The organism is Paracoccus sp. 22332 (assembly GCF_052045125.1).
Classification (GTDB): Bacteria; Pseudomonadota; Alphaproteobacteria; order Rhodobacterales; family Rhodobacteraceae; genus Paracoccus; species Paracoccus haematequi_A.
On sequence record NZ_JBQEOI010000007.1, the window covers coordinates 45,730 to 61,582 of the forward strand.

The following is a 15,853-nucleotide window of genomic DNA, read 5'->3' on the forward strand; positions in this document are numbered from 1 at the left end:
GCCCCTTTTTCATGCCGCCGCAGCCTCGGCCCGTGAATAGCGCAGGGCCATGGCGACGCCGCGTGACAGGTTCAGGGCGGTCAGGGCTGCCCACAGCCCATGGTTTCCCCAGACCGGCGGCAGCAGCAGGACGGCCGCCAGGAACACCAGGGCCGACCAGATCATCGCCATGCGCATGTCGCGGGTCAGCGTCGCGCCGATGAAGATGCCGTCCAGCATCCAGGCGCCCACCCCGATCAGCGGCGCCGCGCCCAGCCAGGGCAGATAGACCCGCGCCTCGGCCCGGACCTCGGGCGAGGTGGTCAGCAGGTCGATGATCGCGCCGCCGCCGAACCAGAAGGCCAGGGCCAGGGCGAAGGCGCCGCCGATTCCCCAGGCCGATGTCAGGGCCGAGGCCCGCCGCACCCGGTCGGGCCTGCGCGCGCCCACCGCCTGCCCGACCAGGCTTTCGGCGGCGAAGGCGAAGCCGTCCAGGGCATAGGCGGTGATCGACAGGAATTGCAGCAGCACCTGATTGGCGGCCAGCGTTACGTCCCCCTGCCCCGCGCCCAGGAACACGAAGCTGGTAAAGCTGGCTTGCAGCAGCACCGACCGGATCATGATATCGCTGTTCACCCGCGCCAGCCGCGTCAGTTTGTCCCGCGCGAACAGCCCGGCCGCCGTCAGACCCTGTGCGACGGCCTTGCGCGTCATCCACAGTCCCAGCATCAGCCCGCACCATTCAGACAACAGCGTCGCCCCCGCGACCCCCTGCACGCCCCAATGCAGGCCCAGCACGAACCAGATCGACAGGGCCACGTTCAGCCCGTTCTGAATCAGGTTCAGCACCAGCACCGACCGGGCGCGCTCGACCGCGATCAGCCAGCCGGTGACGGCGTAAAGGCCGATGGTCGCGGGCGCCCCCCAGATGCGGATCGCCAGATAATCGCGCGCCAACGCCTCGACCGCGACGGATGTGGGGGCGATCCGAAAGGCCGCGCCAAAGACCGCGCCTTGCAGGAGGATGAAGCCCAGCCCCGCCGCCGCCGCGATGGCAAGTGCCCGCAGCAGATGCGCGCCGCTTTCCGCCCCCTGGCCCGCGCCGTGGCTTTGCGCCACCAGGCCCGAGGTGCCCATGCGCAGGAACCCGAAGATCCAGTAGATACTGGTCAGGACCACGGCGCCGATGGCCACCCCGCCGATCGCCTCGGGCCGGCCAAGCTGGCCGATCACGCCGGTATCGACCAACCCCAGCAGCGGCACGGTGACGTTCGACAGGACGATCGGCAGCGCGATCGACAGCACCCGCCGGTTGGTCAGCCGGTCCATCCGGTCCGGCTCAGCCCTGCGGCATCAGGAAATGCCCGGTCGCCTGCGCCAGCAGCCGCGAGCGGTTGTCCTGCCAGGCCTCGACCTGCACGGACGCATAACGCCGCCCGGACCGGACCACCCGCGCGCGGGCATAGGCGTCGCGCGGCAGGCCGCTGCGCAGGTAATCCACGGTGAAGTCGATGGTCTTGGGCAGGCGCGGCGGGGCGATGGCGACCGCCGCATCGGGAACGGCACGGCCCGATTCCATATCCTCCCACATGGCGGTCCAGGCCAGTTCGATGATCGCGGTTGTCTCCAGGAACGCCGCCGTCACGCCGCCATGAAGCGCGGGCAGCAGCGGGTTGCCGATCAGCTTTTCGTCATAGGGCAGGATCGCGGTCAATTCGTCCCCGCGCCGGTCGAAGCGGATGCCCAGCCAGGCGAGGTAGGGCACCCCCGACACAAGCGCCGACAGCGCCGAATCGCGGCGCGACTTGATCTGGTCCAGCGGTTCGCGGCGGTCCATGGCCATCACCGTTCCACCGTGAAGGCGCCGGTGGCGGCGGCGACGGGCTTGTCCTCGTCCTGGTCCAGGGCCACGGCGCGAACGAAGGCCACGGTGCGGGTGATGTGATAGCATTCGGCCCGCGCCGTGATCCGCTGCCCCTTCGTGGCGGACCGCATATAGTCGATGCGCAGGTCGATGGTCGCGGTCGACGGCGGCCCTTCGGGATGGGCCATCACGGCCGCCCCGCAGCAGGTGTCCATCAGCGCCGACACCACCCCGCCATGCACGACCCCGCTGCGCGGATCGCCGACCAGATGTTCCGCCCAGGGCATGCTGATGGTCGCCATCCCCGCGCCAAGCGCATCGACCCGCATTCCCAGGGCGCGGGCATGGGGAATCGCCTCGATGAATTGCTGGGCGATCCGCGTCTGGTCCGAATCCGCCATGCCTGCATCCCTGTCCATCGCGTTTTCCCCCCGCTTGCCGCCGCCACGCTATCCGCGACAGGGGCGCGCACTCAACCCCCGTCCCTTGCGCACAGGCGCGCCAACCGGATAGCCTTCGCCCTGACGATGACGGGAGGGGCCGATGCCGGGCGAGCAGACAGTCAGCTTCAAGGAGATGTGCACGCGCTTCGACGTGACGCCCCGGACGCTGCGCTATTACGAATATATCGAACTGCTGAACCCCCGGAAGGAAGGCCGGTCGCGTTTCTACGGACCGCGCGAGATCGCCCGCATGACCCTGATCCTGCGGGGAAGGCGGTTCGGCTTCTCGCTGGAGGATATCCGGCAATGGCTGCTGATCTATGAACAAAAGGGGTCGCGCGAACAGTATCAGGTCTGGCTGGATCTGGCGGACCGGCAGCTTACCGTCCTTGATGAACAGATCGCCGACCTGACGGCCGCGCGCGCCGATCTGAAGGCCCTGCGCGAAACCGCGGCGCGGGAATTGTCCGATATGGCTTGACCATACGTCAGGTATCGCCTTGACTTCGCCTGTGACGCGGCGTCTCGCTTACGTTCGCGTCAACTTGCCCCTATATCTGTGGTCAAGGACGGCAGACGGTGAACGAGGAGGAACCGCGATCCATGTCCGACGAGCTGATGACGATTCGCCAGATGTGCGATGCGTTCGATGTCACCCCCCGCACGCTGCGTTTCTATGAGGCGCGCGAGCTGATCTTTCCCGAACGTCGCGGGCAGCATCGCCTGTACGACCGCCGGGACCGGGCGCGGCTGACATTGATCCTGCGCGGCAAGCGGTTCGGCTTCAGCCTCGAGGAAATCCGCCAGTTGCTTGAACTGTACGAGCCGGGCGGGACGAACAAGGCGCAGATCGCCGCGACCATCACGGTCGGGCGCCAACGCCTTGCCGACATGGAACGCCAATATGCTGAACTGAGCGAGGCGATTGTCGATCTCAAGTCCCAGCTTTCCGACGCAGAAACCCGACTTGCCGCCGCGTCCAACGACACGACCACAGGGTAATGCCATGACGATCTATATCCCGCCTGTCCGCGACATGCAGTTCGCGCTGCATGATGTGCTGAAGCTGTCGCAATCCGGCCTGCCGGGGCACGATGACCTGGACCGCGACTTCACCGAAGCCGTGCTGGACGCGGCGGGCAAGCTGGCGGCCGAGGTTCTGGCGCCGCTGAACGCGGTGGGCGACCGGCAGGGATGCCGGCTGGAAAACGGCGTGGTGCGCACGCCCGAGGGATTCGACCAGGCCTTCCAGGCGATGAAAGAGGGCGGCTGGACCGCGCTCGACTGCGATCCGGACTATGGCGGGCAGGGAATGCCCTATGTGCTGGGCGTGGCCACGGGCGAGATGTTCGTGTCGGCGAACATGGCCTTCAACATGTATCAGGGCCTGACCCACGGCGCCTATTCGGCTATCCATGCCCACGGCACGGACGAACAGAAGGCGATGTATCTGCCGAAGATGGTCAGCTGCGACTGGACCGGCACCATGAACCTGACCGAACCGGATTGCGGCACCGATCTGGGGATGCTGCGCACCAGGGCCGAACCGCAGGAAGACGGCAGCTATCTGATCACCGGAACCAAGATCTTCATCTCGGCCGGCGATCACGACCTGGCTGAAAACGTCATCCACCTGGTCTTGGCCAAGGCCCCCGGCGGCGGCGAGGGCACCAGGGGCATCAGCCTGTTCATCGTGCCGAAATTCCTTGTGAACGCGGACGGCAGCCTTGGCGAACGCAACGGCGTGACGGTCGGCGCGCTGGAAGAAAAGATGGGCATCCACGGCAACGCCACCTGCGTCATGAACTATGACGGCGCGAAGGGCTGGTTGCTGGGCGACCTGCACAAGGGAATGCGGGCCATGTTCACGATGATGAACGAGGCGCGCGTGGGTGTCGGCCTGCAAGGCTATGCCTGCGCGGTGCCCGCCTATCAGAACGCGGTGGCCTATGCGAAGGACCGCTTGCAGGGCCGCGCCGTAACGGGGGCCGCGAACCCGTCGGGCCCCGCCGATCCGCTGATCGTCCACCCTGACATCCGCCGCAGCCTGATGGATCAGAAGTCGTTCCTGGAAGGCGCGCGGATGCTGGCGCTGTGGGGCGCGCACCTGATCGACAAGGGCCACAATGGCGACGCGGATGCCGAGGGGCTGGTGTCGCTGCTGACGCCCGTCATCAAGGGCTTCCTGACCGACAAGGGGTTCGAAACCGCGGTGCTGGCGCAGCAGGTCTATGGCGGCCACGGCTATATCGAGGAACAGGGCATGTCCCAGTTCGTTCGCGACGCCCGGATCACGATGATCTATGAAGGCGCGAACGGTGTGCAGGCGCTGGATCTGGTCGGCCGCAAGCTGGCCCAAGACGGCGGCAAGCATGTCATGGCCTTCTTCGAACTGATCAAGGGATTCTGCAAGGACCACGCCGACAGCCCCATCGCCGCCGACTTCGTGGGCCCTCTGAAGGCCGCCTCCAAGGATCTGCAAACGGCGGCGATGTTCTTCATGGAACGTGGCATGAAGAACCCGAACGATGCCCTGGCTGGCAGCTATGACTTCATGCACCTGTTCGGCCATGTCGCGCTGGGCTTCATGTGGGCGCAAATGGCGGCCGCCGCACAGGCGGCGCTGGACGCGGGGACGGGTGACGCGGCGTTCCTGAAGACCAAGCTGGCCACCGGGGGCTATTATATGAAACGGCAGTTGCCGATGACCGCGACGCATCTGGCGCGCATCCAGTCCGGGGCCGCGCCGGTGATGGAGCTTGAGGCAGAGGCGTTCTGACGGGTTCACGTGTGGCGGGGTCGGTATGGGTATTTGTGCAAAGAAGAAGCACAAGCAGGTGCGTCCCGGCCCCTCCTGCCTTCCGACAGGTATGGCATGTCTCAGCCAGGAACCGGGACGGCTTCTCCTTTGGCGGTCATCGGCTCCCCAGCCTGTACCGCAATGACCGGGATAGGATGAAAAGCTTGAAGAAGACTTAACGGCTCTTCTTCTTTGCAGGAAATACCCCGCGGGGGTCCGGGGGCGCGAAGCCCCCGGCGGTGAAAGGAACAGGATGACCGCGCAACTCTGGTGCTTTGGCGAATCGGGCAATGCGTACAAGCCGGCGCTGACCATGGAACTGGCCGGTTACGACTGGTCGCCGGTCTATGTCGATTTCTTCAACGGAGAGGCCCGCAGCTCCGCCTTTCGCGCAATCAACGCCATGGGCGAGGTACCGGTCTTCCGCGAAGGCGACCTGACCCTGACGCAATCGGCGGTGATCCAGATGCATATCGCCGAACGGACCGGAAAATTCCTGGGCGCCGACCGCAATGAAACGCTCCGCTGGCTGATGTTCGACAATCACAGGCTGTCGGGTCAGGCGGGCCCGGCGCGGTTCCTGCTGAACTTCGTGCCCCAGGCGAAGCGCCCGGCAGGCGCGGCGGAATATCTGCAAGGGCGGCTGAAGGCCTCCTTCAAGGTGCTGGACGACCACCTCGCCTCGCGGAATTGGATCGCCGATACCGCCCCCACGATCGCCGACTTCGCCTGCTGCGGCTATCTGTTTTACCCTGAGCCGTTCGGTTTCGACCGCAAGGACTGGCCCCATATCGACCGCTGGCTGGAGGCTATCAGCGCCCTGCCCGGCTGGAAACACCCCTATGACCTGATGCCCGGCAATCCTGCCGACCGGGCGCCGAAGGAGGACACATGACCGACGCCTATATCTATGACGCCGCCCGTACCCCGCGCGGCAAGGGCCGCCCCGATGGCAGCCTGCACGAAGTCACTTCTCTGGCGCTGTCCGCCCGTCTGCTGAACGCCGTCAAGGAACGCAACAACCTGGAAGGGCACGCGGTCGAGGATGTGATCTGGGGCAATGTCACCCAGGTCAAGGAACAGGGCGGTTGCCTGGCGCGCAGCGCCGTGCTGGCCTCGGATCTGGACGAACGCATTCCCGGCCTGTCGATCAACCGCTTCTGCGCCAGCGGCATGGAGGCCGTGAACCTCGCCGCCAACCAGATCAGGGGCGGCGCGGGCAGCGCCTATATCGCCGGCGGGGTCGAGATGATGGGCCGCGTCGCGATGGGCAGTGACGGGGCCGCCATCGCGGTCGATCCCAGCCTGGCGATGAAAACCTATTTCGTGCCGCAGGGGATCAGCGCCGACATCATCGCCACCGAATACGGCTTCTCGCGCGAGGAGGCCGACAAGCTGGCCGTCGAAAGCCAGCGCCGCGCCGCCATGGCCTGGGACGAAGGGCGCTTCGCCAAATCCCTCGTGTCGGTCAAGGACCAGAACGGGCTGACCATCCTGGACCGGGACGAATACATGCGCCCCGGCACGACCATGGAGGATCTGGCCAAGCTGAAGCCCGCCTTCAAGGACATGGGCGAGACGATGCCCGGCTTCGACAAGGTGGCAATGCTGAAATATCCGCATCTGGACCGGATCGACCACATCCACCACGCCGGGAACAGTTCGGGCATCGTGGATGGCGCGGCAGCCGTGCTGATCGGAAACGCAGAGTTCGGCAAGGCCCATGGCCTGAAGCCCCGCGCCCGGATCCGCGCCACGGCGAAGATCGGCACCGATCCGACCATCATGCTGACCGGCCCGGTTCCCGTGACCGAGAAAATCCTGACCGACAGCGGCATGTCTATCAGCGACATCGACCTGTTCGAAGTGAACGAGGCCTTTGCCGCCGTGGTCCTCCGCTTCATGCAGGCCTTCCAGGTCGATCCCGGCAAGGTGAACGTCAACGGCGGCGCAATGGCGCTTGGCCATCCGTTGGGCGCAACCGGCGCGATCATCATCGGCACGCTGCTGGACGAGTTGGAGCGCCAGGACAAGGAAATCGGCCTTGCCACGCTGTGCATCGCATCCGGCATGGGCGCCGCCACCATCATCGAGCGGGTGTGATGCGAAAGCTTGATCTGACCGCGGTGCCGGTCAAGACCGGCTCGATCTATCCCGCGCCCTACGCGGCGATGATGGCGGGGAGGTCCAGCCTGCGCCTGGGCCAGGCGGCGGGGCTGACTCAGTTCGGCGTGAACCTGGTGACGCTGGAACCCGGCGCCCTGTCCTCGCTGCGCCACTGGCACCGGGCCGAGGACGAGTTCGTCATGGTGACCGAGGGCGAATGCGTCATGATCACCGATGACGGCGAGGAGATCATGCGTCCCGGCGACTGCGTGGGATTTCCCGCCAACACCCCTGACGGGCATCACTTCGTCAACCGCAGCACCGCCCCGGCCCGCTTTCTGGTGATCGGCAGCAAGGCGGCCGAGGAAGTGGCGACCTATTCCGATGTCGATCTGGTGCTGACCCTGAAGGACGGGGTGGCGACCTATACCCATAAGGACGGGCGGCTCTATGCCCCCGAGGGAGAGAACGAATGACCGATTTCACCATGCAGAAGGACGCCGACGGCGTGGCCGTCATCACCTGGGACGTGCCCGGCAAGTCGATGAACGTGCTTTCTCTGGACGGCGCCGCCGAACTGAACGCGCTGATCGACGACGCCCTGGCAGATGATGCGGTGAAGGGCATCGTCATCACCAGCGGCAAGAAGGATTTCGCCGCCGGAATGGACCTGAACGTCATCGCGGGGATGAGGCAGGGTGGCGCGCAGCAGGTCTTTGACGGGATCATGTCGCTGCACCACGTCCTGCGCAAGATCGAGCGCGCGGGCATGGACCCCAAGACCCTGAAGGGCGGCAAGCCCATCGCCACCGCCCTGCCCGGCACCGCGCTTGGCATCGGGCTGGAACTGCCGCTGGCCACCCATCGCATCTTTGCCGCCGACAATCCCAAGGCCAAGATCGGCCTGCCGGAAATCATGGTCGGCATCTTCCCCGGCGGCGGCGGCACGATCCGCCTGACCCGCAAGCTGGGCGCAATGGCGGCCTCGCCGTTCCTGCTGGAAGGCAAGCTGTCCGATCCGAAGAAGGCCAAGGCCGCTGGCCTGATCGATGACGTGGTCGAGGATCCCGTCGCGGCTGCACGCGACTGGGTGCTGAACGCCAAGGACGCCGATCTGGTCAAGCCCTGGGACCAGAAGGGCTACAAGATGCCGGGCGGGGAGCCTTATCACCCGGCGGGGTTCATGACCTTCGTCGGCGCCTCGGCCATGGTGAACGGCAAGACGATGGGCGTCTATCCCGCCGCCAGGGCGCTGCTGTCCGCCGTCTATGAAGGCGCGCAGGTTCCCTTCGACACGGCGCTGAAAATCGAGGCGCGGTGGTTCACGAATGTGCTGATGAACCCGTCCTCGACCGCGATGATCCGCAGCCTGTTCATCAACAAGGAAGCCTTGGAGAAAGGCGCCAACCGCCCCGAGGCGCCGGACCAGTCGGTCAGGAAGGTCGGCATCCTGGGCGCGGGCATGATGGGCGCGGGCATCGCCTATGTCAGCGCGATGGCGGGGATTGAGGTGGTGCTGATCGACGCGAAACAGGACAGCGCCGACCGTGGCAAGGCGCATTCCGCAGACCTGCTGGACAAGGCCATCAGCCGCCGGAAGGCGACCGAGGACAAGAAGGCCGAAGTGCTGGCCCGCATCACCGCCACCACCGACTACGCCATGCTGGAAGGCTGCGACCTGATCGTCGAGGCGGTCTTCGAAGACCCCGCCATCAAGGCCGATGTGACGAAACGCGCCGAGGCCGTGATCCCCCCGGACGCGATCTTCGCCACCAACACCTCGACCCTGCCGATCAGCGATCTGGCGAAAGCCAGCGGGCGGCCCGATCAGTTCATCGGCATCCATTTCTTCAGCCCGGTGGACAAGATGGCCCTGGTCGAGATCATCAAGGGCCGCCAGACCGGCCCGCGCGCCGTCGCCAAGGCGCTGGATTTCGTGCGCCAGATCCGCAAGACGCCCATCGTGGTCAATGACGCGCGCTTCTTCTATGCCAACCGCTGTATCATCCCCTATATCAACGAAGGCATCCGCATGGTGGCCGAGGGCGTGAACCCGGTGCTGGTCGAAAACGCCGCCAAGCTGATGGGAATGCCGCTGGGTCCGCTGCAACTGGTCGATGAGACCAGCATTGATCTGGGCGTGAAGATCGCCAAGGCCACCCGCGCCGCGATGGGCGACGCCTATCCCGACGGCGCCGTGGACGAGGTGCTGTTCTGGATGGCCGACCAGGGTCGTCTGGGCCGCAAGGCCAAGGCGGGCTTCTATGCCTATGACGATGCGGGCAAGCGGCAGGGCTTGTGGGACGGCCTGGCGGCACGCTATCCGCAGTCGGACGACCAGCCGGATCTGCACGATGTCCAGCACCGCCTGATGTTGGTGCAGGCTCTGGAGGCCGTGCGCGCCTTCGAGGACGGCGTGCTGGAGGACATTCGCGAGGGCGATGTGGGTGCGATCCTGGGCTGGGGCTTCGCGCCCTGGTCGGGTGGCCCGTTCAGCTGGCTGGACATGTTGGGCTCGGCCCGCGCGGTGCAGATTTGCGACCGGCTGGCGGCGGACCACGGCGACCGCTTCGCTGCGCCCAGGCTGCTGCGCGACATGGCCGACAGCGGCCAGGGCTTCTATGACCGCTATGGCAGTGGCGCGAAGGCCGCCTGAATGGCGCATGGCGGGCTGGAGGTCTTTTATGACGGCGACTGCCCGCTGTGCCGGAACTATGTGCAGATGCTGCGGCTGCGCGACGCCATCGGTCCGGTGGACCTGATCGACGCGCGCGGCGACGATCCCCGCTTGGCGGACCTGCGCCGGGCGGGCTGCGACCTGAACACCGGGATGGTGGTCCGGCGCGAGGGCCGGATCTGGCATGGCGGTGAGGCGGTGTGGATGCTGTCGCGGCTGGCGGGACGCGGACCGATGGCCTGGGTGCTGCGCGACCGGCGGCGGGCGGCGGCGGTCTATCCGCTGTTGCGGGCCGGGCGCGGCCTGCTGCTGCGGCTGTTGGGGCGACGGCCCCTCGAATAGGGGAAGGCGCCCCAGCCGGTCAGCCGGGGCGCGCCTGATCCTGCCCCATATTTTTTTGTTCAGTCGTCGTCGTCATCATCGCGCCACCGGCCGCGGCGGTCGTCATCATCATCATCCTCGTCGTCGTCGTCGTCGTGATGGTCATGATAATGGTGGCTGTGACCCGCCGGCAGGCCGTAGAACCAGCGACGTCCGTCGTCCCAGCCCCAGATCGACCACTGAAGCTGCGGGGCGGCGAAGCCCCGCAACGGGCGGCGGAAATCGTCATCGTCATCGGCAAGGGCGATGCCCGGCATCACAAGGCTGGCGGCTGTCGCAAGGGCGATCAGAAAGCGGTGTCGTGTCATGGCTGCGGTCCTTTCATCCGGCGCAGGCCGTCCTGCCTGCGGGATGATGACGGACCAGCCACGGGTTTATTCCCGCGCGGCCAAAAAATCCGCTGCGCCTACAGCGCCATGTCGTCGCGATGGACCAGGGCGGCGCGGCCGGTATAGCCCAGGATCGCCTCGATCCGGTCGGAACGGTGGCCCGCGATGCGCCGCGCCTCGTCGGCGGTATAGCGGACCAGCCCGGTCGCCAGCGTCTCGCCCGAGGGGCCGGTGATCGCCACCGGATCGCCCCGCCCGAATTCTCCCACCACCGTTCGGACCCCGGCAGGCAGCAGAGACTTGCCCTGGCCCAACGCAAGGGCGGCGCCCTGATCCACGACAAGCGCCCCCTTGGGCTTCATCGCCGCGATCCAGCGTTTGCGGGCAAGCTGCGGATCGCTTTCCGGCAGGAACCAGCTGCACCGCGCGCCATGCGCCACCGCCGACAGGGGGCGCATCACCGACCCCTCGGCGATCGCCATGGCGCAGCCCCCGGCGATCGCGGTGCGCGCGGCCATCAGCTTGGTCTTCATGCCACCCTTGGACAGGCCCGAAACCGGATCGCCGCCCATCGCCTCGATCTCGGGCGTCAGGTGTTCGATCACCGGCAGGTGCAGGGCGGTCGGGTCGGTCTTGGGATTGGCGGTGTAAAGCCCGTCCACGTCCGACAGCAGCAGCAACTGGTCGGCCCCGCAGGTCACGGCGATCTGCGCGGCCAGCCGGTCGTTGTCGCCATAGCGGATCTCGTCCGTGGCGATGGTGTCGTTTTCGTTGACGATGGGCACCACGCCCAAGCCCAGCAGCGTCTGCATGGTCGCCCGGCTGTTGAGATAACGGCGGCGGTCGGCGCTGTCCTCCAGCGTCAGCAGAACCTGGGCGGTGGTCACGCCATGCGGGGCCAAGGCTTCCTCATAGGCGCGCGCCAGCCGGATCTGGCCCACGGCGGCGGCGGCCTGCGCCTGTTCCAGCGGCAGCGCGCCCAGCGGCAGGCCCAGGACGCGGCGGCCAAGCGCGATGGAACCCGAGGAGACCAGCACCACGTCGCAGCCGCGCCGCCGCCAGTCGGCCACGTCGTCGCACAAGGCCCGCAGCCAGTCGCCGCGCAGCCCCTGGTCGTCCACCAGCAACGCTGAGCCGATCTTGATGACAAGGCGGCGCGCGGCGGTCAGGGCCGGGCTTAAGGCTGCCATGGCGCCTCGGGCTCGTCCTTGGTGGCGCGCCGGGACGGCTCGATCTGCGTCCACAGGGCACGCAGCACCTCGGTCACGCCCAGCTTGGCGACGCCGGACATCAGGAACACCGGCCCGCCGATCTCGGCTTCCAAGGCGGCCTTGCGTTCGGCGATGGTCTCGTCATCCAGCGCGTCGATCTTGTTCAGGGCGGTCACGCGCGGTTTGTCCATCAGGATCGGCGAATAGGTCTCAAGCTCGGTCAGGATGGTGCGGGCGTCGGCCGCTACGTCCTCGGACGTGCCGTCGACCAGATGCAGCAGCACGCGCGAGCGTTCGACATGGCCCAGGAACTGGTCGCCCAATCCCCTGCCCTCGCTGGCGCCCTCGATCAGGCCGGGAATGTCGGCCATCACGAATTCATGGCCGTCGATGCCGACCACGCCCAGGTTCGGGTGCAGCGTGGTGAAGGGATAATCCGCGATCTTGGGTCGGGCGTTCGACACCGCCGCCAGGAAGGTGGACTTGCCTGCGTTCGGCAAACCCACCAGCCCGGCATCCGCGATCAGCTTCAGCCGCAGCCAGATCGTGCGCTCCACCCCCGGCTGGCCCGGATTGGCGTTGCGCGGGCTGCGGTTGGTCGAGGTCTTGAAATGCAGGTTCCCCCAGCCGCCGTTGCCGCCCCTGGCCAGCAGTACCCGCTGGCCGGGTTCGGTCAGGTCGGCGATGACGGTCTCTTCGTCCTCGTCCAGGATCTCGGTGCCCACGGGTACTTTCAGCGTGATGTCCTCGCCCGACTTGCCGGTCATCTGGCTGCCCATGCCGTGCTGGCCCGACTTGGCGAAGAAATGCTGCTGATAGCGGAAGTCGATCAGGGTGTTCAGCCCCTCGACCGCCTCGGCCCAGACATCGCCGCCATTGCCGCCGTCGCCGCCGTCAGGGCCGCCATATTCGATGAACTTTTCGCGCCGGAAGGACACGCAGCCCGCGCCGCCCCCGCCCGAGCGGATATAGACTTTGGCGAGGTCGAGAAATTTCATGGCGCAGGCTCCTTTGCGGTCATGCGATACGCGCGTGGCCGCCGCCGTGCAAGTGTTCCAGCGGTTGCCGGGATTTCGCTTGATTAACCTATCGCAATCCACACACTCGCGCACACGGGAATGTGACCCGAATCTTTTTTAAGGAGTGCATGATGTCCAGCAAGGCCCTGGCCGAATTCATCGGTACATTCATCCTGGTTTTCTTCGGCGTCGGCTCGGCGGTGTTGATGGGCGCGCATATCGGCTTTCACGGCATCGCCATGGCCTTCGGCCTGTCCATCGTCGCCGCCGCATATGGTCTGGGCGCGATCTCGGGCGCGCAGCTGAACCCGGCGGTGTCGCTGGGCTTCCTGACCTCGGGGCGGATGGGAATGGGGGATTTTATCGCCTATTGCATCGCGCAGGTTCTGGGCGCGGTCGCGGCGGCTGCGGTGATCTATGTCATCGCCTCGGGCAAGGCGGATTATGCCATCGCCCAGAACGGGCTGGGCCAGAACGGCTGGGGCGCGGGCTATAACGGCGGCTACGGCCTGACCGCCGCGCTGGTGTTCGAATTCGTGGCGACCTTCCTGTTCGTGACGGTGATCCTGGGCGCGACCCAGACCGACGCGCCCGCCGGTTTCGCGGGGCTGGCCATCGGCCTGACACTGACGGGCATCCATCTGGTCGGCATCGACGTGACCGGCACCTCGGTCAACCCGGCGCGGTCCATCGGGCCTGCGGTCTTCGTGGGCGGGCAGGCGCTGTCGCAGCTGTGGTTGTTCATCCTGGCGCCGCTGGCCGGAGGCGCGGTGGCGGGCGCGCTGCACGGGGCGGGCATCACCCGGTCGCCGCACGTCAAGCCGCGCGGCTGAGGCGCAGCCCTTTTTCCGAACCCCTCCTGCCCCTAGATGAAGAGGGACAGGAGGCCCGGATGATCCCTTTCGACAACAGCTATGCCCGACTGCCGCAGGGCTTCTTTGCCCGCGTGGCGCCGACACCCGTAGCCGCCCCCCGGCTGCTGGCGCTGAACGAACCCCTGGCTGACCGACTGGGCCTGGACAGCAACTGGCTGGCCGGACCCGAGGGGCTGGCGATGCTGGCCGGCAACGCGGTTCCCGACGGTGCGGAACCGATCGCCCAGGCCTATGCGGGCCACCAGTTCGGCGGCTTCGTGCCGCAGCTTGGCGACGGTCGCGCCGTCCTGCTGGGAGAGATCGTGGCCTCGGACGGCGCGCGCTTCGACATCCAATTGAAGGGCAGCGGGCCGACGCCCTTTTCCCGGCGCGGCGACGGGCGGGCCTGGATGGGGCCGGTGCTGCGCGAATACATCGTCAGCGAATTCATGCACGCGATGGGCGTGCCCACCACCCGCGCCCTGGCCGCCGTCGCGACCGGCGAAACGGTCTGGCGCGAAAGCGCCCTGCCCGGCGCCGTGCTGACCCGCGTGGCAGCAAGCCATATCCGCGTCGGCACATTCCAGTTCTTCGCCGTCCGCGACAAGACCGACGCGCTTGCCGCCCTGACCGATCACGTCATCGCCCGTCATTACCCCACCGCCAACGGCCCGCTGTCGCTGCTGGATCATGTCGTGGCCCGGCAGGCGGAAACCATCGCGCATTGGATGGCCCTGGGCTTCATCCATGGCGTGATGAACACAGACAACATGGCCGTCTCGGGCGAGACCATCGATTATGGCCCCTGCGCCTTCATGGATGCCTATCATCCCGACACGGTGTTTTCCTCGATCGACCGGGCGGGCCGCTATGCCTGGGCGCAGCAGCCGCAGATCGCGGTCTGGAACCTGGCGCAGCTTGCCACCTGCCTGATCCCGCTGATGGGCGAACGCGACGCCGCCATCGACGCTGCCACGAAATCCGTCCACAGCTTCGCACCGCTTTATCAGGCCGCATGGCGCCGCCGCTTCGGCGAGAAGCTGGGCCTGACCGAAGCCGCCGATGCGCAGCCCCTGGCCGAACGCCTGCTGACCCTGATGGCGCAGCAGCGCGCCGATTTCACCCGTGTATTCGCGGGCCTGGCGGACGGCGCGGCGCGGGACGAATTCACCGACCGCGCCCCCTTCGACGCCTGGGCCGCCGACTGGCAGGCCCGGAATCCCGATCCCGCCCTGATGCGCCATGCGAACCCCCTGCGCATTCCGCGCAACCACCGGATCGAGGAGGCCATCGCCGCCACCGTGGCGGACGATCTGGATCCGTTCCGGCGGCTGTTCGACGCGGCGACGCATCCGCGCGAAGGGCGGCCCGGCTGGGAAGACCTGGCGGCGGCGCCCCGCAGCGAACAGATCGTGCATCAGACCTTCTGCGGCACCTGACCTGCCCCTTGCAACGACCCGGACCGTGACTATCCTGCGGCCAGCACGAAAGGCGGCATGTCCTTGTTGAGATTGGCAAGTTACAACCTGCACAAATGCCGTGGCCTGACCGGCCCGCATGCGCCGGAACGCAACCTTGCCGTCATCTCGGCCCTGCAACCTGACATCATCGCCTTGCAAGAGGTCGATTTCCGCCTGGGCGCGCGACCCGAGGCGCTGCCGCGCCGCCTGATCCAGAAAACCACCGGACTGGTTCCGGCCAATATGACGACGACCGGCGAAAACTCGTTGGGATGGCACGGCCAGACGATCCTGATGCGCCCGGATCTGGCCGAACAGGCCATCCTGCGCCGCCTGCCCCTGCCGGGGCTGGAGCCGCGCGGCGCGGTCGTGCTGCGCCTGCCGAAACTGACGGTGATCGGCGTCCACCTGGGCCTCGCGCGGTCGTCCCGCCGGGCGCAACTGGCGCGGATCACCGCGCAGGCGGCGCGGATCGCCGACGACAATATCGTGCTGATGGGCGATTTCAACGAATGGCACGACAGCCGGGGGCTGGAATCCCTGGCGGGGTTCCGCGTCATCGCCCCCGGCCCGTCCTATCCCGCGCCCCTGCCCCGGTTCCGCTTCGACCGGATCGCCATGTCGCATCACCTGACCCTGCTGGATCAGGGGGTCTTCACCGGCGCGCAGGCGCGCGACGCCTCGGACCATCTGCCGATCTGGGCCGAGATCGAGCAGCCGTGAATTTGCG

Annotated in this window: 17 protein-coding genes; 11 read left to right on the plus strand and 6 right to left on the minus strand. The window is 67.0% G+C overall.

Features of this window, described 5'->3' with window-relative positions:
• Positions 1–9: 9 nt before the first annotated feature.
• The 3 genes from ACTJI6_RS10055 to ACTJI6_RS10065 are packed head-to-tail and all read right to left on the minus strand — an operon-like array spanning position 10 to position 2,244.
• Positions 10–1,308: an MATE family efflux transporter gene (locus ACTJI6_RS10055; RefSeq protein ID WP_440800304.1), complete on the minus strand. Its 1,299-nt coding sequence runs from the start codon at positions 1,306–1,308 to the stop codon at positions 10–12.
• A gap of 10 nt (positions 1,309–1,318) precedes the next feature.
• Positions 1,319–1,822, minus strand: coding sequence for a PaaI family thioesterase (locus tag ACTJI6_RS10060; RefSeq protein WP_126155919.1), 504 nt, complete (start codon positions 1,820–1,822; stop codon positions 1,319–1,321).
• Positions 1,822–2,244, minus strand: coding sequence for a PaaI family thioesterase (locus ACTJI6_RS10065; RefSeq protein WP_440800307.1), 423 nt, complete (start codon positions 2,242–2,244; stop codon positions 1,822–1,824). Before ACTJI6_RS10065 ends, ACTJI6_RS10060 begins: the two co-directional genes overlap by 1 nt.
• A gap of 142 nt (positions 2,245–2,386) precedes the next feature.
• Between ACTJI6_RS10065 and ACTJI6_RS10070 the strand changes: the two genes are divergently transcribed.
• The 8 genes from ACTJI6_RS10070 to ACTJI6_RS10105 all read left to right on the plus strand — a co-directional run bounded on the left by ACTJI6_RS10070 (position 2,387) and on the right by ACTJI6_RS10105 (position 10,211).
• Positions 2,387–2,767 carry a MerR family transcriptional regulator gene (locus tag ACTJI6_RS10070; RefSeq protein ID WP_126155918.1) on the plus strand — a complete coding sequence of 127 codons (381 nt, stop codon included), beginning with the start codon at positions 2,387–2,389 and terminating at the stop codon, positions 2,765–2,767.
• A 122-nt stretch (positions 2,768–2,889) separates the two neighbouring features.
• Positions 2,890–3,288 carry a MerR family transcriptional regulator gene (locus ACTJI6_RS10075; RefSeq protein ID WP_126155917.1) on the plus strand — a complete coding sequence of 133 codons (399 nt, stop codon included), beginning with the start codon at positions 2,890–2,892 and terminating at the stop codon, positions 3,286–3,288.
• A 4-nt stretch (positions 3,289–3,292) separates the two neighbouring features.
• Positions 3,293–5,065: an acyl-CoA dehydrogenase C-terminal domain-containing protein gene (locus ACTJI6_RS10080; RefSeq protein ID WP_440800310.1), complete on the plus strand. Its 1,773-nt coding sequence runs from the start codon at positions 3,293–3,295 to the stop codon at positions 5,063–5,065.
• Between the two features lie 274 nt (positions 5,066–5,339).
• The gene (locus ACTJI6_RS10085) at positions 5,340–5,981 is read left to right on the plus strand and encodes a glutathione S-transferase family protein (protein WP_440800312.1); all 642 of its coding nucleotides are present in this window, start codon (positions 5,340–5,342) and stop codon (positions 5,979–5,981) included.
• Positions 5,978–7,189: an acetyl-CoA C-acetyltransferase gene (locus ACTJI6_RS10090; RefSeq protein WP_440800314.1), complete on the plus strand. Its 1,212-nt coding sequence runs from the start codon at positions 5,978–5,980 to the stop codon at positions 7,187–7,189. Before ACTJI6_RS10085 ends, ACTJI6_RS10090 begins: the two co-directional genes overlap by 4 nt.
• Positions 7,189–7,668: a cupin domain-containing protein gene (locus ACTJI6_RS10095; protein ID WP_440800316.1), complete on the plus strand. Its 480-nt coding sequence runs from the start codon at positions 7,189–7,191 to the stop codon at positions 7,666–7,668. The genes ACTJI6_RS10090 and ACTJI6_RS10095 overlap by 1 nt, the downstream gene beginning before the upstream one ends.
• On the plus strand, positions 7,665–9,848 hold the full coding sequence (locus ACTJI6_RS10100; RefSeq protein WP_440800318.1) for a 3-hydroxyacyl-CoA dehydrogenase NAD-binding domain-containing protein: 2,184 nt from the start codon (positions 7,665–7,667) through the stop codon (positions 9,846–9,848). The genes ACTJI6_RS10095 and ACTJI6_RS10100 overlap by 4 nt, the downstream gene beginning before the upstream one ends.
• A complete protein-coding gene (locus ACTJI6_RS10105; RefSeq protein WP_440800320.1) occupies positions 9,849–10,211 on the plus strand; it encodes a thiol-disulfide oxidoreductase DCC family protein in 363 nt (120 codons plus the stop codon).
• A 59-nt stretch (positions 10,212–10,270) separates the two neighbouring features.
• Here the strand turns inward: ACTJI6_RS10105 and ACTJI6_RS10110 are convergent, their stop codons facing one another.
• From ACTJI6_RS10110 to obgE, 3 genes are all read right to left on the minus strand, one after another.
• Positions 10,271–10,558, minus strand: coding sequence for a hypothetical protein (locus tag ACTJI6_RS10110; protein WP_440800323.1), 288 nt, complete (start codon positions 10,556–10,558; stop codon positions 10,271–10,273).
• A gap of 98 nt (positions 10,559–10,656) precedes the next feature.
• The gene (gene proB, locus ACTJI6_RS10115) at positions 10,657–11,769 is read right to left on the minus strand and encodes a glutamate 5-kinase (protein ID WP_440800325.1); all 1,113 of its coding nucleotides are present in this window, start codon (positions 11,767–11,769) and stop codon (positions 10,657–10,659) included.
• Positions 11,757–12,788: a GTPase ObgE gene (obgE, locus tag ACTJI6_RS10120; RefSeq protein WP_440800327.1), complete on the minus strand. Its 1,032-nt coding sequence runs from the start codon at positions 12,786–12,788 to the stop codon at positions 11,757–11,759. Before obgE ends, proB begins: the two co-directional genes overlap by 13 nt.
• Before the next feature lie 152 nt (positions 12,789–12,940).
• Between obgE and ACTJI6_RS10125 the strand changes: the two genes are divergently transcribed.
• The 3 genes from ACTJI6_RS10125 to ACTJI6_RS10135 are packed head-to-tail and all read left to right on the plus strand — an operon-like array spanning position 12,941 to position 15,846.
• The gene (locus tag ACTJI6_RS10125) at positions 12,941–13,642 is read left to right on the plus strand and encodes an aquaporin (protein ID WP_440800329.1); all 702 of its coding nucleotides are present in this window, start codon (positions 12,941–12,943) and stop codon (positions 13,640–13,642) included.
• 59 nt (positions 13,643–13,701) lie between these two features.
• A complete protein-coding gene (locus tag ACTJI6_RS10130; RefSeq protein ID WP_440800331.1) occupies positions 13,702–15,102 on the plus strand; it encodes a protein adenylyltransferase SelO in 1,401 nt (466 codons plus the stop codon).
• A gap of 57 nt (positions 15,103–15,159) precedes the next feature.
• The gene (locus ACTJI6_RS10135) at positions 15,160–15,846 is read left to right on the plus strand and encodes an endonuclease/exonuclease/phosphatase family protein (RefSeq protein WP_126155906.1); all 687 of its coding nucleotides are present in this window, start codon (positions 15,160–15,162) and stop codon (positions 15,844–15,846) included.
• Positions 15,847–15,853: the final 7 nt, after the last annotated feature.